The 22,326-nt window shown below is 70.0% G+C and carries 21 protein-coding genes and 1 tRNA gene; 8 read left to right on the top strand and 14 right to left on the bottom strand.

Going from position 1 to position 22,326, the window contains the following annotated elements:
* Positions 1-134: 134 nt before the first annotated feature.
* The 5 genes from TMZ1T_RS04295 (at position 135) to TMZ1T_RS04275 (ending at position 3,954) form a co-directional block, all read left to right on the top strand.
* On the top strand, positions 135-1,124 hold the full coding sequence (locus tag TMZ1T_RS04295; protein ID WP_012584689.1) for a KpsF/GutQ family sugar-phosphate isomerase: 990 nt from the start codon (positions 135-137) through the stop codon (positions 1,122-1,124).
* Positions 1,125-1,706, top strand: a complete 582-nt coding sequence (gene lptC, locus TMZ1T_RS04290; protein WP_012584688.1) for an LPS export ABC transporter periplasmic protein LptC — start codon at positions 1,125-1,127, stop codon at positions 1,704-1,706.
* Positions 1,703-2,245, top strand: coding sequence for a lipopolysaccharide transport periplasmic protein LptA (lptA, locus tag TMZ1T_RS04285; RefSeq protein WP_004322696.1), 543 nt, complete (start codon positions 1,703-1,705; stop codon positions 2,243-2,245). The genes lptC and lptA overlap by 4 nt, the downstream gene beginning before the upstream one ends.
* Before the next feature lie 37 nt (positions 2,246-2,282).
* On the top strand, positions 2,283-3,059 hold the full coding sequence (locus tag TMZ1T_RS04280) for an enoyl-CoA hydratase (protein WP_004322698.1): 777 nt from the start codon (positions 2,283-2,285) through the stop codon (positions 3,057-3,059).
* Positions 3,060-3,387: 328 nt separating this feature from the next.
* The gene (locus tag TMZ1T_RS04275) at positions 3,388-3,954 is read left to right on the top strand and encodes a phasin family protein (protein WP_012584687.1); all 567 of its coding nucleotides are present in this window, start codon (positions 3,388-3,390) and stop codon (positions 3,952-3,954) included.
* 111 nt (positions 3,955-4,065) lie between these two features.
* Here TMZ1T_RS04275 and TMZ1T_RS04270 read toward each other — a convergent pair whose 3' ends face one another.
* The 11 genes from TMZ1T_RS04270 to TMZ1T_RS04220 all read right to left on the bottom strand — a co-directional run bounded on the left by TMZ1T_RS04270 (position 4,066) and on the right by TMZ1T_RS04220 (position 15,082).
* On the bottom strand, positions 4,066-4,440 hold the full coding sequence (locus TMZ1T_RS04270; protein WP_004322701.1) for a 4a-hydroxytetrahydrobiopterin dehydratase: 375 nt from the start codon (positions 4,438-4,440) through the stop codon (positions 4,066-4,068).
* 64 nt (positions 4,441-4,504) lie between these two features.
* The gene (locus TMZ1T_RS04265; RefSeq protein WP_012584686.1) at positions 4,505-5,281 is read right to left on the bottom strand and encodes a lysophospholipid acyltransferase family protein; all 777 of its coding nucleotides are present in this window, start codon (positions 5,279-5,281) and stop codon (positions 4,505-4,507) included.
* Between the two features lie 58 nt (positions 5,282-5,339).
* Positions 5,340-5,873, bottom strand: coding sequence for a D-glycero-beta-D-manno-heptose 1,7-bisphosphate 7-phosphatase (gene gmhB / locus TMZ1T_RS04260; RefSeq protein ID WP_004322705.1), 534 nt, complete (start codon positions 5,871-5,873; stop codon positions 5,340-5,342).
* A gap of 58 nt (positions 5,874-5,931) precedes the next feature.
* Entirely contained in the window at positions 5,932-8,019 is a 2,088-nt protein-coding gene (gene glyS, locus TMZ1T_RS04255; protein ID WP_004322707.1) for a glycine--tRNA ligase subunit beta, read from the bottom strand.
* A complete protein-coding gene (glyQ, locus tag TMZ1T_RS04250; protein ID WP_004322709.1) occupies positions 8,019-8,945 on the bottom strand; it encodes a glycine--tRNA ligase subunit alpha in 927 nt (308 codons plus the stop codon). The genes glyS and glyQ overlap by 1 nt, the downstream gene beginning before the upstream one ends.
* Positions 8,946-8,993: 48 nt before the next feature.
* On the bottom strand, positions 8,994-10,523 hold the full coding sequence (lnt, locus tag TMZ1T_RS04245; protein WP_012584685.1) for an apolipoprotein N-acyltransferase: 1,530 nt from the start codon (positions 10,521-10,523) through the stop codon (positions 8,994-8,996).
* Complete coding sequence (locus tag TMZ1T_RS04240) at positions 10,523-11,362, bottom strand: HlyC/CorC family transporter (protein ID WP_004323398.1); 840 nt, start codon at positions 11,360-11,362, stop codon at positions 10,523-10,525. Before TMZ1T_RS04240 ends, lnt begins: the two co-directional genes overlap by 1 nt.
* Positions 11,363-11,384: 22 nt before the next feature.
* On the bottom strand, positions 11,385-12,209 hold the full coding sequence (gene ybeY, locus TMZ1T_RS04235) for an rRNA maturation RNase YbeY (RefSeq protein ID WP_004323399.1): 825 nt from the start codon (positions 12,207-12,209) through the stop codon (positions 11,385-11,387).
* Positions 12,199-13,218, bottom strand: a complete 1,020-nt coding sequence (locus TMZ1T_RS04230; protein WP_004323400.1) for a PhoH family protein — start codon at positions 13,216-13,218, stop codon at positions 12,199-12,201. The genes ybeY and TMZ1T_RS04230 overlap by 11 nt, the downstream gene beginning before the upstream one ends.
* Positions 13,219-14,583, bottom strand: a complete 1,365-nt coding sequence (gene miaB / locus TMZ1T_RS04225) for a tRNA (N6-isopentenyl adenosine(37)-C2)-methylthiotransferase MiaB (protein WP_004323401.1) — start codon at positions 14,581-14,583, stop codon at positions 13,219-13,221. It lies immediately after the preceding gene.
* A gap of 58 nt (positions 14,584-14,641) precedes the next feature.
* Positions 14,642-15,082, bottom strand: coding sequence for a hypothetical protein (locus tag TMZ1T_RS04220; RefSeq protein ID WP_012584684.1), 441 nt, complete (start codon positions 15,080-15,082; stop codon positions 14,642-14,644).
* 175 nt (positions 15,083-15,257) lie between these two features.
* Here TMZ1T_RS04220 and TMZ1T_RS04215 point away from each other — a divergent pair.
* Together TMZ1T_RS04215 and TMZ1T_RS04210 are read left to right on the top strand one after the other, a co-directional pair.
* A tRNA-Met gene (locus tag TMZ1T_RS04215) sits at positions 15,258-15,334 on the top strand.
* A 197-nt stretch (positions 15,335-15,531) separates the two neighbouring features.
* Positions 15,532-17,340 carry an ABC transporter ATP-binding protein/permease gene (locus tag TMZ1T_RS04210; protein ID WP_012584683.1) on the top strand — a complete coding sequence of 603 codons (1,809 nt, stop codon included), beginning with the start codon at positions 15,532-15,534 and terminating at the stop codon, positions 17,338-17,340.
* On the opposite strand, the gene TMZ1T_RS04205 is transcribed toward TMZ1T_RS04210, so the two are convergent.
* On the bottom strand, positions 17,326-18,432 hold the full coding sequence (locus TMZ1T_RS04205; RefSeq protein WP_012584682.1) for a glycoside hydrolase family 5 protein: 1,107 nt from the start codon (positions 18,430-18,432) through the stop codon (positions 17,326-17,328). The genes TMZ1T_RS04210 and TMZ1T_RS04205 overlap by 15 nt on opposite strands.
* Before the next feature lie 284 nt (positions 18,433-18,716).
* On the opposite strand from TMZ1T_RS04205, the gene TMZ1T_RS04200 reads away from it, so the two are divergent.
* The gene (locus TMZ1T_RS04200) at positions 18,717-19,733 is read left to right on the top strand and encodes a nucleoid-associated protein (protein WP_012584681.1); all 1,017 of its coding nucleotides are present in this window, start codon (positions 18,717-18,719) and stop codon (positions 19,731-19,733) included.
* A 206-nt stretch (positions 19,734-19,939) separates the two neighbouring features.
* Here TMZ1T_RS04200 and TMZ1T_RS04195 read toward each other — a convergent pair whose 3' ends face one another.
* Together TMZ1T_RS04195 and TMZ1T_RS04190 are read right to left on the bottom strand one after the other, a co-directional pair.
* Positions 19,940-21,271 (bottom strand): chromate transporter, encoded by a 1,332-nt coding sequence (locus tag TMZ1T_RS04195; protein WP_012584680.1) that lies wholly within the window; start codon positions 21,269-21,271, stop codon positions 19,940-19,942.
* A gap of 139 nt (positions 21,272-21,410) precedes the next feature.
* On the bottom strand, positions 21,411-22,322 hold the full coding sequence (locus TMZ1T_RS04190; protein ID WP_012584679.1) for a cation transporter: 912 nt from the start codon (positions 22,320-22,322) through the stop codon (positions 21,411-21,413).
* Between the last annotated feature and the right edge of the window lie 4 nt (positions 22,323-22,326).

Genomic DNA, 22,326 nt, shown 5'->3' with positions numbered 1-22,326 from the left:
GCGCCAGCGCTGCCGGGCGGCGGCGCGGGTGTTTGGTATACAATCCGCTCGATCGGGAGCTTGCCGGCAACGGCGCGCCGTCATCCCGTCGAGCCACCGGTCTCCCTTCCGCGCCAGTTTAAAGCATCGAATCCATGGACCCAATTTCCGCTTCGGGCGAAAGCCGAGCCGTCGCCCTCGCCCGCCGCGTGCTGCGCATCGAGGCAGACGCCGTGGCCGCGCTCGGGGCGCGCATCGGCGAGGAATTCGAGCGCGCGGTCGAGATCATCCTCGCGCGCCATGGCCGGGTGATCGTCACCGGCGTTGGCAAGTCGGGCCACATCGGCCGCAAGCTCGCCGCCACGCTCGCCAGCACCGGCACCCCGGCCTACTTCGTGCATGCCGCCGAGGCCGCACACGGCGATCTCGGCATGATCACGCCGGAAGACGTGGTGATCGCACTGTCGAACTCCGGCTCCAGCGAGGAGCTGCTCACCATCGTGCCCCTGGTCAAGCGCCAGGGCGCCCGCCTGATCGCGATGACCGGCAAGCCGGACTCGCCGCTCGCACGCGAGGCCGATGCGCATCTGGACGCCGGCGTGGCCGAGGAGGCCTGCCCGCTCAACCTCGCGCCCACCGCGAGCACCACGGCGGCGCTCGCGCTCGGCGACGCGCTCTCGGTCGCGCTGCTCGACGCCCGCGGCTTCGCCGCCGAGGATTTCGCCCGCTCCCACCCCGGCGGCGCGCTCGGCCGCCGGCTGCTGACCCACGTCGGCGACGTCATGCGTCCCGCGCCGGCGGTCCCGCGCGTGGGCAGCGACGCCCCCCTCACCCAGGCCTTGCTGGCGATGACCGCCGGCGGCATGGGCATGACTGCGGTGGTCGACGCCGACGAGGTGCCCGTGGGCATCTTCACCGACGGCGACCTGCGGCGCGCGCTGGAGAAGGGCTGCGACGTGCGCAGCGCGCGCGTCAGCGAGGTCATGACGCGCAGTCCGCGCAGCATCGCGCCCGGCGCGCTCGCGGCCGAGGCCGCCGCGACGATGGAGAACATGCGCATCAGCCAGCTCCTGGTGCTCGACGACGCCGGCCGGCTCGCCGGTGCGCTCACCACCCACGACCTGATGCTCGCGAAGGTCATCTGAATGCGGGTCGACACCTGGCGCCTGTATCCGGTCTTCGCCCTCGCGCTGCTGGCGGGCGGATCGGTGTGGCTCGAGCGCATCACCCGGATCGACGATCCGGCGGCGAGCATCGAGCAGACCGGTCCGGACTTCATCGCCCACGACACCCGCGTGGTCGGCTTCGGCGCCGACGGTGCGCAGCGCTACGAGCTCGTGGCCGAACGCCTGGAGCATTTCCCCGTCGGCGACATCACCCGGCTGCACACGCCCCGCCTGCAGCTGCACGGCGCGGAAGGCACGACCACGATCACCGCGCGCGCGGCCGACGTCTCGCCCGGTGGCGAGCAGGTGGACCTCACCGGCGAAGTGCGCGTGCGGCGTCCGGGCCAGGCCGGGGCGCTGCCGCTCGCGCTCGACTCGGAGACGCTCGCGGTGTGGCCGGACGCCCAGCGCGCACGCACCGACTCGCCGGTCCTGATGACCCGCGGCGCCGGACGCGCGACGGCCAAGGGCATGCGTGCGGACAACCTGTTCGGCACGCTCGAACTCATCGGCGAGGTCAGCACGACGATGCCACCCCGCCGCCAAGGATCCCCCTCATGAAGCGAATCCTCCTCGCTACCGTGGCCGCGCTGCTCGCCGCCGTCACCACCCCGGCGCTCGCCGAGAAGGCCGACCGCGACCAGCCGGTCAACATCGAGGCCGACCGCCTCACGGTGGACGACCGCAACAAGGTGCACATCTTCGAGGGCAGCGTGGTCCTGACCCAGGGCACGCTCACCATCCGCGGCGACAAGCTGGTCGTGACGCAGGACGCCGCCGGCTTCCAGAACGGCGTCGCCACCGCAGCCGGCAAGGGCTTGGCCACCTTCCGCCAGCGCCGCGACGGCAGCGCCGAATACGTCGAAGGCGAGGCCGAACGCATCGAGTACGACAGCCGGACCGAGAAGGCCAGGCTCTTCAACCGCGCCAAGGTGAGCAGCGGCGGCGACCAGGTCAGCGGTCACTACATCGAGTACGACGCGATCACCGAGAACTATCTCGCCACCAACGCCCCGGGCAGCCGCCAGGGTGCGCCCGCGGGCCGGGTGCGCGCGGTGATCCAGCCCAAGTCCGACGGACAGCCCTCCGGCGGACAATGATTCCCCCCCACGATCGGATAACCAGGAAGGAGACAGCATGAGCTTCGAGATGATCCTCGCCGAGAAACGCGGCCGTGTCGGCCTCATCACCCTCAACCGCCCCAAGGCGCTCAACGCGCTCAACGATCAGGTGGTGAACGAGATCACCGCCGCCCTCAACGACTTCGAGTCCGACGATGGCATCGGTGCCATCGTCATCACCGGCTCGGAGAAGGCCTTCGCCGCAGGCGCCGACATCGGCGCGATGGCGAACTTCTCCTACATGGATGCCTACAAGAGCGAGTACATCACGCGCAACTGGGAGCGCGTGAAGACCTGCCGCAAGCCGGTGATCGCCGCGGTGGCGGGCTTTGCGCTCGGCGGCGGCAGCGAGCTGGCAATGATGTGCGACATCATCATCGCCGCGGACACCGCGAAGTTCGGCCAGCCGGAAGTCAAGCTCGGCACCCTGCCCGGCGCGGGCGGCACGCAGCGCCTGCCGCGCGCGGTGGGCAAGGCGAAGGCGATGGAGCTGTGCCTGACCGGACGCATGATGGACGCGGTCGAAGCCGAGCGCGCCGGCCTGGTCGCGCGCGTGGTGCCGGCCGACAAGCTGCTCGAGGACGCGCTCGCCACCGCGGAGACCATCGCCGGCTACTCGCTGCCGGTGGTCATGATGATCAAGGAATCGATCAACCGCGCCTTCGAGAGCAGCCTCAACGAGGGCCTACTGTTCGAGCGCCGCGTCTTCCACTCCGCGTTCGCGCTCAACGACCAGAAGGAAGGCATGGCGGCCTTCGTCGAGAAGCGCAAGGCGAACTTCCGCCACGACTGATCGTCCCGCGCTCGATCCGCACCGCGGCCGGCGTCCAGCCGGCCGCTTGCGTTTAACCGCGGGAAGACGTCATGCGCCTGCAACCCGTGCCCGGCACACTGCTTCGGCGTACTCGCCGCCCGTGCAATGCAACACCCCGAACCCTTCACCGGACGAAATGGCGTCCTGGCGCAAGTGATTGATTCCTTCAATCAATCCGGGATGTTGCGATGCACCAAAATATGCTTGACAGCCTCGATCGGGTCCGTATAATCCGAACCATGCTGCAACGCAACATCGCAGCTACCCGAGCGATGTTGATGCACCCACACTTTCCAAGGAGATCCACATGAGCAACTTCGTCACCCCCGAGCAGTTCGCCACCGCCAACAAGGCCAACATCGAGACCCTGCTGACCCTGGCCAACACCGCCTTCGCCAGCGCCGAGCGCCTCGCCGCCCTGAACCTGAACACCGCCCGTTCGCTGCTGGAAGACGGCGTGGCCAACACCAAGGCCCTGCTGGCTGCCAAGGACGTGCAGGAGCTGGTGAACCTGCAGGTTTCGCTGGCCCAGCCGATCGTCGAGAAGGCCGTCGCCTACGCCCGCAGCGTCTACGAGATCTCGTCGCAGAGCCAGGAAGAGATGTCGAAGGTCTTCGAAGGCCAGGTCGCCGAGCTCAACAAGGGCGTCGCCACCGCGCTCGACAAGGCTGCCAAGTCGGCTCCCGCCGGTTCGGACGTCGCCGTCGCCGCTGTCAAGTCGGCCATCGCCGCCGCCAACAGCGCCTACGACAGCATGAGCAAGGCCGCCAAGCAGGTCGCCGAGATCGCCGAAGCCAACGTGGCTGCCGCGACCAACGCCACCGTCAAGGCCGTCAGCACCACCGCCAAGACCACCGCCAAGAAGGCTGCCTAAGCTTCCTCCGGCACCGTCTGGCAAAAAGGCCCCGCGTGCGGGGCCTTTTTGCGTCTACCGGCTGGTGACGCGGCAGGGCGCGGACTGCAGCGGAAACGCACGCACGCCGCTTCAGTCGTAGCGGATGTAACGGAAGCGGTCGTCCGCGTTCGGCGTGCCTTCGAGCGCCCCGCCCTCGCGCGCGGGCTGCCAGTGCACGACCTCCTCGATCTTGCGCGCGAGCGCGAAATCGCGTGCGGTGATGCCGCGCGGCGAATGCGTGGACAGGCGCACCCGCACCCGGTCCCAGCACAGCTCCAGCTCGGGATGATGCCAAGCCGCCTCGGCCAGGTGCCCGACCACACCGGCCACCATCAGTGTCGCCTTCCAGCCGCCGGTGCGGTAGTCGCGCACCAGGGCGCCGGCCTCGAGGCGCCAGTGCGGCAGCCCCGCCGCAAGGCTGGCGAGGATCTCGTCCTCGCCGAGTGCGCGGATTTCTTCACCCATCGTCCCTCTCCCGATGTCTGGGGCCGCCCCGGCGGCCTATGCGGGAGACCGGGCGAGAACGCGCTCAGTTCCCCTCGTCTTCCGCCGCGGCATCGCCCGCGGCCGGCGGCATGCCCGCCTCTTCGCGATAGAGATGCGGGAACAGCCGGCGCATCTCGCCTTCGATCCAGGCCTCCGCCTGCTCGTTCACATCGGTGGCCTTGGCACCCTTGACGTCGATCACCGGGCCGATGCTGACGACGATCTCGCCCGGGCGCTTGATGAAGGCGTTGCGCCTCCAGAACTCGCCCGCGTTGTGCGCCACCGGCACCACGGGGACGCCCGCGCGCTTGGCGAGGATGGCCCCGCCGGGCTTGTAGCGCAGCGTCGCACCCGGCGCCACCCGAGTGCCCTCGGGGAAGACCACCACCCACAGGCCCTCCTTGAGGCGCTCGCGGCCCTGCTCCACCACCTGGGTGAGCGCGTCCTTGCCCGCGGAGCGGTCAATGGCGATGCCCGGGATCCTGCCCAGCGCCCAGCCGAAGAAGGGCACGCGCAGCAGCTCGCGCTTGAGCACGTAACACAGCGGCGGAAAGATCACCTGCAGCGCGATCGTCTCCCATGCCGACTGGTGCTTGGACAGCACCACCGCGGGACCGGCCGGGATGTTCTCGGCGCCGATCACGCGGTAGCGGATGCCGAGCACGTGGCGGATCACCCACATCATGATCGGCACCCAGCTCGTGATCAGCCGGTGCCGGGTCATCGGCGGCAGCCAGAAGATGAGGGTGGCGAAGAACGCGTAGGGCACCGTGATCACGGTAAGCACGAGTGCGAACAGGATGGAGCGGAGCAGATGCACGATTCTCGTCCGGTGAAGAGTGCGTGAGGGATGCGGCAGCGCTGTCGCGCCGCGCCGCTCAGGCGGTCAGCGCGGCGGCGACCGCATCGAGGTCGGGATACACCAGCGTCCCAGGCGGAAGCTCGCCGCTCGCGCGCGTGGCTTCGCCCTTGCCGGTGAGCACCAGCCAGGGCTGCGCGCCAGCCGCCGCGGCGGCCTGGAGGTCGCGCAGGCCGTCGCCGACGCAGGGCACGTCGGCGAGCTCGACGTTGAAGCGCTCGGCGATCTGCAGCAGCATGCCCGGCTTGGGCTTGCGGCAGTCGCAGGTGGAGTCGGCCGCGTGCGGACAGAAGAAGATGCCGTCGAGCCGCCCGCCCGCCTGGGCGAGGCTCCTGACCATGCGGTCGTTGATGGCGTTGAGCGTGTCCATGCCGAACAGCCCACGGCCGATGCCGGACTGATTGGTCGCCACCACCACCCGCCAGCCCCACTGGTTGAGCCGTGCGATCGCCTCCAGCGCGCCGGGGATCGGCTTCCACTCCTCGGGCGACTTGATGTACTGCCCCGAGTCGACGTTGATCACGCCGTCGCGGTCGAGAATGATGAGCTTCATCACGGGCTCCTTGCGGGGGCGAAGCCCGCGGCGACGCACGCCGCGGGGGCTATGACGATCAGGCCGACAGGCGCGAGATGTCCGCCACCTGGTTCATCAGGCCGGCGAGCTGGGCCAGCAGCGCGATGCGGTTGGCACGGGTCAGCGGCTCCTCCGCCATCACCATGACGTCTTCGAAGAACTGGTCCACCGCTGCGCGCAGTCCGGCGAGTGCCCGCAGCGCATCCGTGTAGTCCTCGTTGGCGACGTGCGAACGCACCAGCGGCGCCACCTCGACCACCTGACGGAAGAGCGCCTTCTCGGCAGCTTCCTGCAGCAGCGCGAGGTCGGGCTCGCCCGGCGCGCCTTCGGCCTTCTTGAGGATGTTGACGATGCGCTTGTTGGCCGCGGCCAGGGCCTCGGCCTCGGGCAGCGCGCGGAAGGCCTCCACCGCGGCGAGCTTGGCCGGCACCAGGTCGATGCGCGCGGGTCTCAGCGCCAGCACGGCGTCGATCACGGCGCCGTCACGGCCCGTCTCCCGTAGCAGGTTCTTCAGACGCTCGTACATGAAGTCCTGCAGCTGCGCGGCGAAGCCTTCGGCCGTCAGCAGGCCGGGCTTGAAGCCGGCAGCCGCGGTGTCGATCAGCCTGGGCAGCTCGAGCGGCAGCGGCGCTTCCATGAGGATGCGCAGCACGCCGAGCGCGGCGCGGCGCAGCGCGAACGGATCCTTGTCGCCGGTGGGCACCATGCCGATACCGAAGAAGCCGACCAGGGCGTCGAGCTTGTCGGCCAGCGCCACCGCGGCGGCGACGTTACCGGCGGGCAGTGCGTCGCCGGCGAAGCGCGGCTGGTAGTGGGCCTGGATGGCGTCGGCCACCACCTCGCCCTCGCCGTCGGCGAGCGCGTAGTAGCGTCCCATGATGCCCTGCAGCTCGGGGAACTCGCCGACCATGTCGGTGACGAGGTCGGCCTTGGCCAGGCGCGCGGCACGCTTCGCCGCGGCGACGTCGCCGTGCAGCTGTGCAGCGATCGCACCGGCCAGCGCCTCGAGGCGCTCGACGCGTTCGAGCTGGCTGCCGAGCTTGTTGTGATAGACCACCGGCGCCAGGCGCGGCAGGCGGGCCTCGAGCTTCTGCTTCTTGTCCTGCTCGAAGAAGAAGCGCGCGTCCGACAGGCGCGGGCGCACCACGCGGGCGTTGCCGGCGACGATGTTGATCGGGTCGGCCACCTGCATGTTGGAGACGATCAGGAAACGATTGAGCAGCTTGCCGGCGCCATCGAAGAGCGGGAAATACTTCTGGTTGGCGCGCATGGTCAGGATCAGGCACTCCTGCGGCACGGCGAGGAACTCGGCCTCGAACTCGCCCACGTACACCGTCGGGTGTTCGACCAGCGCGGCGACCTCGTCGAGCAGGTCGGCGTATTCATTGAGCAGCGCACCCTGCTTCGCGGCCTCGGCGAGCAGCTGGCGCTCGATGTCGGCGCGACGCTCGGCGAAGTTCGGGATGACCTTGCCCTCGGCGAGCAGCGTGGGCTCGTAGGCGTCGGCGGTGGCGATGGAGAGGTCGCCGCGGCTCATGAAGCGGTGGCCGCGGGAGGTACGGCCGGAATCCAGATCCAGCACGCGGCCCGGCACCACCTCGGCGCCGTGCAGCAGGGTGAGCTTGTGCACCGGGCGCACGAAGGTGGCGTCGCCATCGCCCCAGCGCATGACCTTGGGGATGGGCAGCGCCTTGATGGCGTCCTGCACGACCCCCGACAGCACATCGGCGAGCTTCGCGCCCGGCACCATGGCGGTGTGGAACAAAGCCTCGGCCTTCCCGTCCAGGCGGCGCTCGAAGCGGGCGACGGCCTCGGCGGCGATGCCCTTCGCTTCCATCTTCTTCAGCAACGCCGGGGTGGGCTTGCCCTCGGCGTCGAGCGCCACGGACACGGGCATCAGCTTTTCGGTGACCTCCTTCGCGGCGGCCTCGGCAGCCACCTGCGCCACGGTCACCGCCAGCCGGCGCGGACTGGCGAAACTGCGGAAGGCGGCGTCGACAGGCGCCAGTCCCTTGGCTTTCAGGCCCTCGGCGATCCTGGTGGCGAAGGTCTCGCCCAGGCGCGGCAGGGCCTTGGGCGGCAGTTCTTCGGTGAGCAGTTCGACGAGCAGGGTCGCAACGGTCATCACGCGGCCTCCTTTTCAGCATTCAGCATCGGGAAGCCGAGGGCTTCGCGGGATTCGAAATAGGCCTGGGCGACCGCGCGCGAGAGGTTGCGGATGCGGCCGATGTAGGCGGCGCGCTCGGTCACCGAGATCGCGCCGCGGGCGTCGAGCAGGTTGAAGGTGTGGGCGGCCTTGAGCACCATCTCGTAGGCCGGCAGTGCCAGCCCGACCTCCATCACGCGCCTGGCCTCGGACTCGTAGTTGTTGAATAGCGAGAACAGGAAGTCGACGTTGCTGTGCTCGAAGTTGAACGTCGATTGCTCGACCTCGTTCTGGTGGTAAACGTCGCCGTAGGTGACCTTGCGACCGTCCGGCGCGACAGACCACACTAGGTCATAGACGTTCTCCACGCCCTGCAGGTACATCGCCAGGCGCTCGATGCCGTAGGTGATCTCGCCCAGCACCGGCTTGCAATCGAGGCCGCCGACCTGCTGGAAGTAGGTGAACTGGGTGACCTCCATGCCGTCCAGCCAGACTTCCCAGCCCAGTCCCCAGGCGCCCAGGGTGGGGTTCTCCCAGTCGTCCTCGACGAAGCGGATGTCGTGCACCGTCGGGTCGATGCCGAGCGCGCGCAGGCTGTCGAGGTAGAGCTCCTGGATGTTCAGCGGCGAGGGCTTCAGCACCACCTGGAACTGGTAGTAATGCTGCAGGCGGTTGGGGTTCTCGCCGTAGCGGCCGTCCTTGGGGCGGCGCGAGGGCTGCACATAGGCGGCGTTCCAGGGCTCGGGGCCGATCGCACGCAGGAAGGTGGCGGTGTGGCTGGTGCCGGCGCCCACCTCGAGGTCGTAGGGCTGCAGCAGCACGCAGCCGCGCTCGCCCCAGAAGTGCTGGAGCGTGAGGATGACTTGCTGGAAGGTCGGTTTCACGAGTCGGGATTCGGTGGTCATGGTCTCGGGCAGCCTCCGGGCTGCGCAGCGCACGCAAAAACGATGATTTTACCGGGCTTCGGTCCGGCGCGGGCGTGCCGCGGCGGCGGCGAGGAGTGCGAGGACGATCGGGATCGCGGCGGCGAGGAGCGCGAGGCGATCGCCCCAGCGCGCATAAGGAGTCATGCCCTGGTGGCCGCGCACCTCGGCATGGAGCACGCCGCGCGCGAACGCGGGCAGCACGGCGGCGACGCTGCCGTCGGGCTGCACCACCGCGGTCATGCCGGTATTGGTGGCGCGCAGCATCGGACGACCGGTCTCGAGCGCGCGCACGCGGGCGATCTGCAGGTGTTGCGGCTGGGCGAGCGAGTCGCCGTACCAGGCCAGGTTGGAGAGGTTGAGCATCAGCGTGGCCGCAGGCAGCGCGCGGATCAGCTCGGCGCCGAAGAGGTCCTCGTAGCAGATGTTGAGCGCGACCTGCTGCGCGCCGAAGCGCATCGGCGCCTGGTCGGGCGCGCCGCGGGTCTGGTCGGACATCGGAATCTGCGCCAGCGCGTAGAACCAGCCGAACAGCGGCGGTGAATATTCGCCGAAGGGCACCAGGTGCTGCTTGGCGTAGAGCTGCACGGGCGCGCTGCCGAGGCTGATCGCGGCGTTGTAGATGCGCTCCTCGGCGTCGCGGCGGAAGGCGCCCATCACCAGGTCGGCGCCGGACGCGGCGGCGAGGCCGGCGAAGGCTTCGAGATAGCCAGCGGGCAGGCGGTCGAGCAGGGTCGGCACGGTGGTCTCGGGCAGCACCACCAGCGCAGGCGGCTGCGCCTGCCCGAAGGCGTCGCGCGCGAGCTCGAGGTTGACCCGCAGCACCTCCTCGAAGCGCGCCGGATCCCATTTGAGGCTCTGCGCGAAATCGGTCTGCACCAGCGCCACCTTCAAGGGCGCGCCGACCGGCTGGGTCCAGGCATGGCCGAGCAGCGCGAAGCCGGCGGCGAAGGGAGCGCACAGCGCCAACGCCGGGCGCCAGGCGAGCAGCACGCGCACGCCACCCGCCCGCAGCGCGAGAGCGCACAGCGCGGCGATGAAGGCGCTCAGCCCCCCCAAGCCATACACGCCGAGCACCGGCAGCAGGCCGGCAAGCGGGCTGGGCGGCGTCTGCGCATAGCCGATGGCAAGCCAGGGGAAGCCGGTGAAGAGCACGCCGCGCAGCCATTCGGAGCCCAGCCAGAGCGCGCCGAAGAGCGCCGCTGCGCGCACCGGCGCGCCTGCCACGCGCTCGCCGCGCAGCGCGACGAAGGCCGCCCCGGCGAGCGCCGGATAGAGCGCGAGGTAGGCGCAGAACAGCGCGATCGCCAGCGCGGCGACCGGCGCGGGCACGCCGCCGTAGCGTTCGAGCGCGACGTAGAGCCAGGACACTCCGGCGGCGAAGGCACCGAAGCCCCACGCGAAGCCGAGCGCGAAGCCCTCGCGCGCGCGCGCCGCGCCGGCGAGCAGCCAGACGAGCACGCCGAGGCCGAGGAAAGCGAGCGGGAACAGCCCGAAGGGCGCGAAGGCGAACACCGTCGCGCCGCCGGCGAGCAGCGCGAGCAGCCAGGCGCGCCGCATCACGCCTGTTCGGACAGCGGCTGCGGCAGGCGCTCGACGATCAGCGTGTACACCCGCCGGCTGTCGGCGCGCAGCACCTGGATCTTCAGGCCTTCGAGCTCCACCGCCTCGCCACGCTTGGGCAGGCGGCCGAAATGGCGGATCACCAGGCCACCGACGGTGTCGTATTCCTCGTCGCTGAAGTGGGTGGCGAAGGCCTCGTTGAAGTCCTCGATCTCGGTGGTCGCCTTCACGCGGTAGCGGCCGCTGTGGTCGAGACGGATGTTGTCGCCGACCTCGTCGAAGTCGTACTCGTCCTCGATGTCGCCGACGATCTGCTCGAGCACGTCCTCGATGGTGACCAGGCCGGCCACGCCGCCGTACTCGTCGACCACGATCGCCATGTGGTTGCGCGACACGCGGAACTCGCGCAGCAGCACGTTGAGACGCTTGGATTCGGGCACGAAGACTGCGGGGCGCAGCATGTCGCGCAGGTCGAACTCGCGCCCGGCGAAGTAGCGCAGCAGGTCCTTGGCGAGCAGGATGCCGACGACGTCGTCCTTGCCGTCGCCGATCGCGGGGAAGCGCGAGTGGGCGGTGTCGATCGCGAAGTTGGCGATCGTGTCGATCGGGTCGTCCAGATGCACGCAGTCCATCTGGGCGCGCGGGACCATCACGTCGCGCACCTGCATGTCGGACATCTGCAGGGCGCCTTCGATGATGGTGAGGGCGTCGGCGTCGATCAGGTTGCGGTCGAAGGCCGAGTGCAGCAGCGCGAGGAGTTCATCGCGATCTTCCGGTTCGCGCGAGAGAAGGGCCGAAAGTCGCTCGAGTAAGGAGGGTTTGGGGGAACTGTCCATTTTGGGGGTCGGTGTCTCCGCTTCAGGCGCTCAAGGCGTAGGGGTCGGCATAGCCGAGCTCGCGCAGGATCGCGGTCTCGAGCGCTTCCATCTCGGCCGCCTCGGTCTCGTTCTCGTGATCGTAACCCTGCAGGTGCAGCATGCCATGCACGACGAGGTGGGCGAAGTGCGCCTCCAGGGTCTTGCCCTGGGCGGCGGCCTCGCGCACCACCACCGGAACGCACAGCACCAGGTCGCCGGCGAGCGGCACGTCTGCGGCCGCCGCGGGCAGGCCGGGCAGGTCCTCGCCCTCGGCGTAGGCGAAGGTCAGCACGTTGGTGGCGTAGTCCTTGCCGCGGTAGTCGCGGTTGAGTGCGCGCCCCTCGGCCTCGCCCACCAGGCGCACCGTGACCTGGGCGCTGGCGCGCAGCGCCGCCGCGGCCCAGCGCCGGATGTGGTTCTTCTTGGGGCAGTTGGCCTTGTCCTCGCCCTCGACCGCCTTCTGCACCTGCAGCTTCAGCACCGGCGGATGCTCGCCCGCGGGCAGCGCGAGCGGCTCGACGAAGCTCATGTCGTGGTGCACATCCACGCGCAGGGTCATCAGGTTGCAGGCACCGGGCTGCAGCGACAGCATCGGCACCGCGTTGTCGTCGTCGGTCTCGGCCTCGATCTCGAGGTCGCCCCAGGCCTTCTCGGGGAAGGCGAGCAGCAGCTTGCGACCGTCGCCGAGCTCGATCTCCAGGCGCTCGGCGCGGATGCGCGCAGCCTTGCCGTCGGCATCGACGGCGATAATCCTGGGCCAGGTGCCGGCCGACTTGCGCGCGGCCGCCTGGTTCGTCCTGTCGGTCCTGTTGGTCTTATTCGCCATCTTCGGCTTCCTGCTCCTGCGGGTGCGGCTGCTGGCGCGCGGCGCGGGCCGCGGCCTTCTCGCGCTCGAGGCGCGCAGCCTCGAGGTCGTAAGCTTCGACGATGCGCGCGACAAGCGGATGACGCACCACGTCTTCCTTGCTGAATTCGGTGAACGCGATGCCGCGCACCCCCGCCAGCACCGCGCGCGCCTCCTTGAGACCGCTGCGCTGGCCGCGTGCCAGGTCGATCTGGGTGAGGTCGCCGGTGACCACCGCCTTGGCGCCGAAGCCGATGCGGGTGAGGAACATCTTCATCTGCTCGGGGGTCGTGTTCTGCGCCTCGTCGAGGATGATGAAGGCATTATTGAGCGTGCGCCCGCGCATGAAGGCGAGCGGCGCGATCTCGATGCTGCCGCGCTCGAAGAGCTTGCCGACGCGGTCGAAGCCCATCAGGTCGTAGAGCGCGTCGTAGAGCGGGCGCAGGTAGGGGTCGACCTTCTGCGCCAGGTCGCCGGGCAGGAAGCCCAGGCGCTCGCCGGCCTCGACCGCCGGGCGGGTGAGGATGATGCGCTCGACGAGGTCGCGCTCGAAGGCGTCGACCGCGCTCGCCACCGCGAGATAGGTCTTGCCCGTGCCGGCCGGGCCGATGCCGAAGGTGATGTCGAAGTCCTGGATGTTGCGCAGGTAGTCGACCTGGCGCGGCGTGCGGCCGTGGAGCTCCGTACGGCGCGTCATCAGCACCGGCGCGGGCTGCGCCGCCTCGCCCTTGTTGGCGATCTCGATGAGGCCGAGCTGGACCTCGTCGCGCGACAGATCCTTGTCGGCGAGCGCGTAAAAATGCTTGAGCGCCATCTCGCCGCGCAGCACCTGCGCGGGGTGGCCCTGCAGCGTGAAGTGTTCGGCACGCCGGCTCACGGTGATGTCGAAGGCGTTCTCGATCTGGCGCAGGTTCTCGTCGAGTACGCCGCACAGCTTGGCCAGCCGGGCGTTATCCACCGGCTCGAAGAAGACTTCCAGGATTTTCGCCATTCAGGATTCCCGGGTGAGGATTTCGCCGCGCAGGCTGTGCGGCAATGCTGCGGTGATGCGCACCTCGACGAACTGCCCGACGAGGCGATCGCGGACGGGCGAGTCGGAGGGGAAGTTGACCACGCGGTTGTTGTCGCTGCGGCCCATCATCTCGGCCTCGGCGTTCTTCTTCGCCGCGCCCTCGACCAGGATGCGCTGCACCGTGCCGACCATGGCCTCGCTGTTGGCCTGGTACTGCTCGTCGATGCGCTTCTGCAGGCGGGCGAGCCAGGCGAGCTTGGTCTCCTGCGCCACCGGGTCTTCGAGGTCGGCGGCCGGGGTGCCGGGACGCGAGCTGTAGACGAAGCTGAAGGAGCCGTCGAAGCCGACGTCGTCGATCAGCTTCATGGTCTTCTCGAAGTCCTCCTCGGTCTCGCCGGGGAAGCCGACGATGAAGTCCGAGGTCAAGGAAAGATCCGGCCGCGCCGCACGCAGCTTGCGCACCACGGACTTGAACTCGAGCACCGAGTAGCCGCGCTTCATCGCCGCCAGCACGCGGTCCGAGCCCGACTGCACCGGCAGGTGCAACTGCGACACCAGCTTGGGAAGCTTCGCGTAGCAGTCGATCAGACGCTGCGTCATCTCGCGTGGGTGCGAGGTGGTGTAGCGGATACGCTCGATGCCGGGGATCTCGGCCACGCATTCCAGAAGGAAGGCGAAATCACCAACGTCGGCGCCCTGCTCGCCGTCCTCGCGCGAGAGCACGCCACGCCAGGCGTTGACGTTCTGGCCGAGCAGCGTCACCTCCTTGACGCCCTGTGCCGCGAGACCGGCGATCTCGGCGAGCACGTCCTCGAGCGGGCGCGACACCTCGTCACCGCGGGTATAGGGCACGACGCAGAAGGTGCAGTACTTCGAGCAGCCTTCCATGATCGACACGAAGGCGCTCGCGCCCTCGACGCGCGCCGGCGGCATGGCGTCGAACTTCTCGATCTCGGGGAAGGAGATATCCACCTGCGAGCGCCCGCTCTGCTTGCGCGCCGCGATCAGGCTCGGCAGGCGGTGCAGGGTCTGCGGGCCGAACACCACGTCCACATAGGGCGCGCGCTTGACGATGGCCTCGCCTTCCTGGCTGGCCACGCAGCCGCCCACACCGATGATCAGCCCGGGCTTCTTCTGCTTGAGCAGACGCACGCGGCCGAGATCGTGGAACACCCGCTCCTGCGCCTTCTCGCGCACCGAACAGGTGTTGAAGAGGATCACGTCGGCCTCTTCCGGGTTGTCGGTCTTGACCAGTTCTTCGTGAGCGCCGAGCACGTCCGCCATCTTGTCGGAGTCGTACTCGTTCATCTGGCACCCGAAGGTGCGGATGTAGAGTTTCTTCATCTATCAGGGAATGTCAGGCAAGGCCTTGCGGCAGGTCGGGCGGGCATCGCGGCATCCATCAAGGCCGGGACGGCGCCTTGGGCATCGGCGCCGCAGCCTCTTCCGGGGTGAGGATCCACACCCGATGCACCTGGCCGTTGCGGTCGACCAGCATGCGCACCACGTACTCGCCAGACACATGCGAGGGCAGCACGATGCGGTTGTGGGTATCGCGGATCTGCGCGCCGGGGCTGAGTTGCAGCGTGGCATCCTTGACCTGCACCACGCTGGCCGAGGAAAACGTCATCTTCACCCGCGCCGCGTCGTCGGGAATCGGCCGCGGCAAGGCAGCAAAGGCCACGGAGGACGCGAGGCCGGAGAGACCGGCCAGCAGGACGGAGAGGAAATGCGGGCGCAAGGACGGGCCGGAAAGATCCGGAACGGTAGGGAACAGGGCGCCGATGATCGTCCATCGCCCCGGGGATGTCAATGCAAAAGCCTTATAAATCAAGCGTTCCACTCGCAGAACCCTAGCCCCTGCACGCACTTGCGGAGCCACTGCGCGCGCATGGCCGCCCTGCCCCGGTGCCGCGGCGCACGCGCAACCGGCATGGCCCCATCCGCAGAAGGTCCTCTTCGGGCGCGCTGACGCTTGACGACCCCGCCGCAGACCCGCTATATTCGCGCGCTCTGTTGGTGATGTAGCTCAGACGGTTAGAGCGATGGATTCATAACCCATAGGTCGGCGGTTCGATTCCGCCCATCACCACCACCAGACACGAAGCCGTTGATCCGCAAGGGTCAGCGGCTTTTTTCATCTCTGAAGCCTCTGCGGGTGGTTCGCAGAGCCGGGTCGCTCGGGACTCGCGTAGCAAAACGATCGCTCCGTCTCGCAGCCCGCTTGCAGTCCGCAAGCAAACCGCGTCTTCCTCCACGGACGAGCGCCCCGTAACGAGGCATGATTACCTCATGTCCTCCACCCACGCCGCCTCCCTTCCCAAGCAGCCCCACCGCCGGCCGCCCCACCGTGACGGCGGGCGGCGCTTCCTGCTGCTGGCGGGGGGCTACTGGAACTGTGCGCGCAAGTGGCAGGTGCGCGGGACGGTGCTGGCGCTGGCGCTGCTGACGATGGCGCAGGTCGGGCTGGCGATCTGGGTGAGCTACTGGAACCGCGACCTCTTCGACGCACTCGAGGAGCGTGCGCTGTCCGAGCTGATGAAGCTGGTCGGGGTCTTCGTGCTGATCTTCGCGCTCACCATGGGGGTGACCGCGCTGCACATGCACGTCAAGCGCCGGCTGCAGCTCGACTGGCGGCGCTGGCTCACCGACCTGCTGCTCGAGCACTGGCTGGCGCACGGCCACCTGTACCGCCTGCAGTTCACCGCCGGCGAGCACGACAACCCCGACGGCCGCATCGCCGAGGACATCCGCATCGCCACCGACGTGGCGGTCTCGCTCGCCCACTCGCTGCTGTTCGCGCTGCTGATCCTGGGCAGCTTCATCGACATCCTGCTGCGCGTCTCGGGCAGCGCGCCGCTGCCGGGGACCTCGATCGCGGTGCACGGCTACATGGTGCTCGCCGCCTTCCTGTATGCGGGCGTGGGCGCGGCGCTCGGGCTCATGCTCGGTCGCCCGCTGATCCGCGCCACCAACCGCCTGCAGACCGTCGAGGCCAACCTGCGCTTCGGGCTGGCGCGCGCGCGCGAGCACGCCGAGCCGATCGCGATGATGCACGGCGAGCCGCACGAGCGCCGCGAGGCGGCGCGTCTGTTCGACGACGTCGGGCGGGGCTGGAACCGGCAGACCCTGGCCTACCTCGGCATCGTGTCCTTCTCCACCGGCTACGGCACCCTGCTGCCGGTGTTCCCCATCCTGATCGCCGCGCCGCAGTACATCGCCGGGGCGATGACGCTGGGCGTGCTGATGCAGGCGGCACAGGCCTTCCAGCGCCTGACCACGGCGCTGTCGTGGCCGATCGACAACCTCGGCGAGCTGGCGCGCTGCCGCGCCTCGATCGACCGCGTCGCCAGCCTCTACGAGGACATGCTCGCGCTCGAGCGCGCCGAAGCCCGCAGCCGCGGCCGCGAGCGCATCGCGGTGTGCAGCTCGCCCCACCCCGAGCTCGAGCTGCGCCAACTGCGCCTGCAGACACCGTCGGGCGAGATCCTCCTCGACGACTTCGACCTGCGCGTGCGCCGCGGCGAGCGCGTGCTGATCTGCGGCGACCCTGCGGTCACCGTGAGCCTGTTCAAGGCGGTGGCCGGGCTGTGGCCGTGGGGCAGCGGGGAGGTGAGGCTGCCGCTCGGGCGCGACCTGATGTTCGTGCCGCGCCAGCCCTTCCTGCCCGCGGGCAGCCTGCGCATGGTGCTGAGCTATCCCGACGACGCCGACCGCCACGCCGACGCCGTGCTCGAGCGTGCGCTCGAATGCGCCGGCATCGCCTGGCTGGCCCCCAAGCTCGACACCCAGGAGGACTGGGGGCGCGAGCTGCCGCTGCGCATCCAGCAGCGCCTGGGCGTCGCACGCGTGTTCCTGCACCAGCCGGGGTGGATCTTCATCGAGGAGGCCACCGACGCGCTCGCGCCCAAGGAAGAGGTCGACACCCTGGAGCTGCTGCACCACGAGCTGCCCAGCTCGACCCTGCTGGTGATCAGCCGGCGCGCACGCCAGAACCACTTCTTCGAGCGCCGGCTGCTGCTGCAGCGCCCGCGCCCGGGCCTGCAGCCGCCGGCCGCACCCGCGGCGCGGCCGGAAACGCCCTCCCTACCCGAAGCGTGAGGGCAGCCAGCCGCGCTCCACGCACGCGCGCAAGCACCAGGCCGGCGTGGTCTCGGTCTTGTAGCTCCAGAAGAACCAGCCCGCCAGGCGTTCGAAGGTCATCAGCTGGCTGTCGCCGTAGGCGCGGCTGGCCACGTCCTGCTGGAAGTCGTCCATGTGCTCGAGGGCGTGGTTGAACGGCCCCTCGGCCCACAGCGACACCACCTTCAGGTCCAGCCCCAGGCTCCACTCGCCGCACACCGCCGGCAGGCCGAGCTCGGCGTTGATCGCGTCGGCTTCCTCGCGCCAGTCCACCGCCGCCTTGCGGATGTGGCCGTGGATGTCCATGTCGATGTCACAGCGCTCGAAGCACTGGTAGCGGTGATAGTCGAACACCACGTTGCGGAAGGCCGGCGCCTGCATGAAGCCGAGGTACTCGCGGAAGCTGCGGAAGCCGTCGTGGAACACCACCGCCACCGTCTCCGGCGCGCAGTGCTTGCGGATGCGCGCGTAGGCCTCGAGGTAGTAGGACTTCAGGTAGTCGGTCGGCACGTCCCAGCGCGGCTCGTTGAGCAGCTCGATGCCGTGCAGCGCCGGGTGCGCGCGGTAGCGCTCGGCCAGGCGCTCGAGCACGGCGAGCGAGTGCTCGAGGTATTCCTTCTTCGTATGCCACTCCACCACGTCCTTGATGCCGCCGTTATCGAAGCCGTTCTGGCAGCCGGGCGCGGCGTGCAGGTCGATGATCACGCGCAGGCCGAACTCCTGCGCCCAGTCGAGGGCGCGGTCGAGCACCTCGATGCCGCCGGTGACGAAGGGGTGGCGGTGGGCGCCGTACTTGGGGTGGTAGGGGTAGTCGGGGCCGAAGATCCAGTGCCCGATCGGGATGCGCACCGCGTTGAGGCCGCGTGCGGCGATCCAGGCGAAGTCCTCGCGGGTGACGAAAGTGTTCCAGTGCCGGCGCAGGCGCTCGGTGGCGGCGGGGCCGAGCTCGGCGCACCAGGTGGTCTCGTCGGTCGCCTCCAGGCCCTCGAACAGGCTGGGCACCATCCACTTCTCCAGCAGCAGCCAGCTACCCAGGTTTACCCCGCGCAGCTTGGTACGCGTCGTTTCCATGAGAACCTCCCCTGCCCGGATCGGGCGTGATGGACATGGCTCATTCTGGCAGCCAAACGCCTCGCCCGACCGTGAAAAAGCTCGCGCCCACAGTGCGCCGCCCTTTCGCGACTTGCGTCGCTCCCACGAGAACCGTCGAGCTACAGCCAGCGCCTGGGACCGGTCGTAGGAGCGACGCGAGTCGCGATCATGACTCGACTCGGCGACACACGTGGCAGAATCGCCCCCCGCCCCCCGCCCCCCGCACCCCGCACCCCGCCCCCCGCCCCGCCCGAGTCCGCCCCATGCGCACCGTCGAACACGTCGTCACCCATCTGATCCTCCACGCCCTGGTGCGCGAGCCCGGCGCACCCTCGCGCCTGGTGCTGCGCGAGGCGCCCTGCGCGCTCGACGCGGCGACGCTGCGCCTGGCCGAGCGCCTGTGCGCGCAGTACGAGAGCCGCAGCGCCAAGGGCTTCGGCCGCTTCGAGGAGGACGAGGAGCGCTTCCCGCTCGCGCGCTGGCTGCGCGAGCACCTCGTCGACGAGACCCTCGACTTCACCGCCCTCTCCTGCCAGCTCGCCGAGCGCGTGCAGGCGATCGCCGACGAGGAAGAGCTGGAAGAAGGCGGCCATCTCGTGCTCGCGCGCATCCGCGAGGGCGAGGGCGACAGCCTGTGGGTGGCGCTGCTCGGCAGCAGCGACGGGGTGGCGATCGGCGGCGACCTCGCACCGCTCGACTGCACCCATGTGGACTTCTCCGCGCTGCACGCCGCCGGGCGCGTCGACCTCGCCGGCTGGCGGCGCGGCGACGAGCGCTACCTCGGCTTCCTGCGCGGGCGCGGCAAGGGCGGCGCCTGGTTCAAGCGCGTGCTCGGCTGCAGCGACGTGATGGTGGCGCTGCAGGAGACCAAGAAGCTGGTCGCCACGCTCGACCGCTTCGTCGACACCGAGCGCCTCGCCCCCGCCACCCGCGACACCGTGCTCGAACGCGCCCACGACTACCTCGACACCCTCGGCGAGGCCGGCGCCCCGGTGGTGTTCGAGGAGCTCGCGCGCGAGGTCTTCCCCGAACAGCCCGAGCGCCTGGACGCGTTGCTGCGCGCCGAGGAGACCAAGATCGCCCCCGGCTTCGTGCCCAACCGGCGCGCCATCCGCCCGCTGGTACGCTTCAGCGCCAGCGCGGAGAACTGGAAGCTGGAGTTCGAGCGCAGCGGCCTGCATTCCGGCGCCGTGCACTACGACCGCGCCACCGACACCCTGGTGCTGTCGGGCGTGCCGGATTACCTCAAGCGCATGCTGGAGGAAGACGCCAAGGGCTGAGGAGACCGCCGGGGCCGCGCAGGACGGCGGCGAGCGTTTGCGCGCGCGATCGTCGCCGCGCGCCTTCCACCGCCGCGATCGCGACTTGCGTCGCTCCCACATTCCACCTCGGGCGTTGCGGGCTTCTCGTGGGAACGACTCCACCCCGGGCGTTGCGGGCCTCTCGTGGGAGCGACGCAAGTCGCGATCGGGCTCTCGGTCCCGCGCTACGCGGCCAGCCCCCCCAGCACCCCGCCCGCCACCCCGCACGCCGCCACCACCAGCCAGGGCGGCCACTTCCACGACATCAGCGCGACCAGCGCCACCAGGCCGAGCGCGAAATCCTGCGGGCGGTGGATCGCGCTGGTCCACACCGGCTGGTACAGCGCAGCCAGCAGCAGCCCCACCACCGCCGCGTTGATGCCGGCGAGCGCGGCCTGCATGCGCGCATCCCCGCGCAGGCGCTCCCAGAAGGGCAGCGCGCCCGCCACCAGCAGGAAGGACGGCGCGAACACCGCGAGCAGGCACACGATTCCGCCCACCCATCCGCCATAGCCGTCCTGCGCCGCGGCACCGAGGAAGGCGGCAAAGGTGAACAGCGGCCCCGGCACCGCCTGCGCCGCGCCATATCCGGCGAGGAAGGCCTCCCCGTCCACCCAGCCCGTCGGCACCACCTCGGCCTGCAGCAGCGGCAGCACCACGTGCCCGCCGCCGAACACCAGCGCGCCCGAACGGTAGAAGGCATCCACGCGCGCCAGCCAGCCATCGGGCTGCAGCGCGGCGAGCAGCGGCAGGGCGGCGAGCAGCGCGAAGAAGGCCGCCAGCCACAGCCACCCCGAGCGCGGCCCCGGCGCACCCGTATTCGCCCCCAAGACCCCCGAGTCCGGCTCGGACACGCCCGCAAGTGGCACCGACACACTCGGAAGCGGCCCGAGGCCCCCCGCACGCGCGCCCGAGGAAGCCGCGCGCCGCGTCGCCGCCGAGGGCTCGCGCACCCCGGCCTCCGCCTGCGCTCTGAACAGCGCCAGCCCGGCCAGCCCCGCGAGCGCGATCACCCCGACCTGGGTCCACGCCGTCGGCAGCGCCAGCACCATGCACGCCGCGAGCGCCATCAGGGTGATGCGGGCGCGGCCGATGCAGAGCTTGCCCGCCATGCCCCACACCGCCTGCGCCACCACCGCCACCGCCACCACCTTCAGCCCGTGCAGCGCGCCCGACAGCAGCGCGTCGCCATGTCGTGCGAGACCGAGCGCGAAGAGGATCAGCGCGATCGCCGAGGGCAGCGTGAAGCCCGCCCATGCAGCCAGAGCACCACGGTATCCGGCGCGCTGCAGCCCGAGCGCCATGCCCACCTGGCTGCTCGCCGGGCCGGGCAGGAACTGGCACAGCGCCACCAGATCGGCATAGGCGCGCTCACCCAGCCAGCGCCGGCGCGCGACGAACTCGGCGTGGAAATAGCCCAGGTGCGCCACCGGCCCGCCAAACGACGTGAGGCCCAGGCGCAGGAAGATCAGGAAGACCGCCCAGGGGCTGTGCTCGACGTCTTTCGCTTCGTTCATGTCGGCTTTCACAGAAGTTGATCGGGTCTTGCAGGATGCTCGGAGCCGGCGTCATCAGGCGCAGGCGCATGCCCCCGCATCGACGGGGCCCGGCCGACGACCGCGCACTGCCGATGGCGTACCGGCCCCCCGGTGGCGTTCACCCAAGTCGCAGGATGCGCACCGCGCCCGTCAGCACCACCGCGCCGATCACCAGGCCGATGATCCAGTCCGGCCACGCGCTGCCGGTCCACGCCACCAGCACGCCGGCGACGATCACGCCGAGGTTGGCGACGACGTCGTTGGCCGAGAAGATGTAGCTCGCTTTCATGTGCACTCCGCCCTCGCGATGGCGGGCGATCAGCACCAGGCAGGCGACGTTGGCGGCGAGCGCGAGCAGCGCGATGCCCATCATGCCGATCGGCTCCGGCGTGGCATCGCCGACGATGCGACGCACGACCTCGGCAAGCGCGCCAAGGGCCAGCACCAGCTGCAGCCCCCCCGCCAGGCGCGCGGCACCCAGCTTGTAGCGCGCGGCCCGTCCTACCGCGTAAAGCGCGACGCCATAGACGGCGGCGTCGGCGAACATGTCCATCGCGTCGGCAACCAGGCCGGCCGAGCGCGCCCAGATGCCGGCGCCGAGTTCGACCACGAACATCACGGCATTGAGCGCCAGCAGGATCCACAGCACGCGGGCCTCGGCCGCGTCGTCGGCGGGCGCGGCGGGCGCGGCCTCATCGGCGGCGAGCGTATGCGACTCCGCCAGCTCGGCGCCGTAACCCAGCGGGACGAGACGGGCGAGGATCGCCTGCGGGTCGCCGTCGTGATCCACCGTCAGCCGCCGCCCGGCGAGGTCGAACGCCAGCGCCGCCACCGGCGCCTCGGCCAGGCGCAGGCGGATCATCTGCTCCTCGGACGGGCAGTCCATGCCGGGGATGCGAAACACGCTGCGCGTGCGCGCCTCGGCGGCCGCCAGCGGCTGCAGCCGCGGCTTGGGCGCCGCGCCACCGCACGTGCCGCAACAGCCGCCCGCACCAAGATCTTCTCCATCCATCGAGGGCTGCTCGCTCAAAGCG

The organism is Thauera aminoaromatica (assembly GCF_000021765.1).
Lineage (GTDB): Bacteria > Pseudomonadota > Gammaproteobacteria > Burkholderiales > Rhodocyclaceae > Thauera > Thauera aminoaromatica.
The sequence above is the reverse complement of the archived record's forward strand: the minus strand, read 5'-3'. Positions and strand labels throughout refer to the sequence as shown.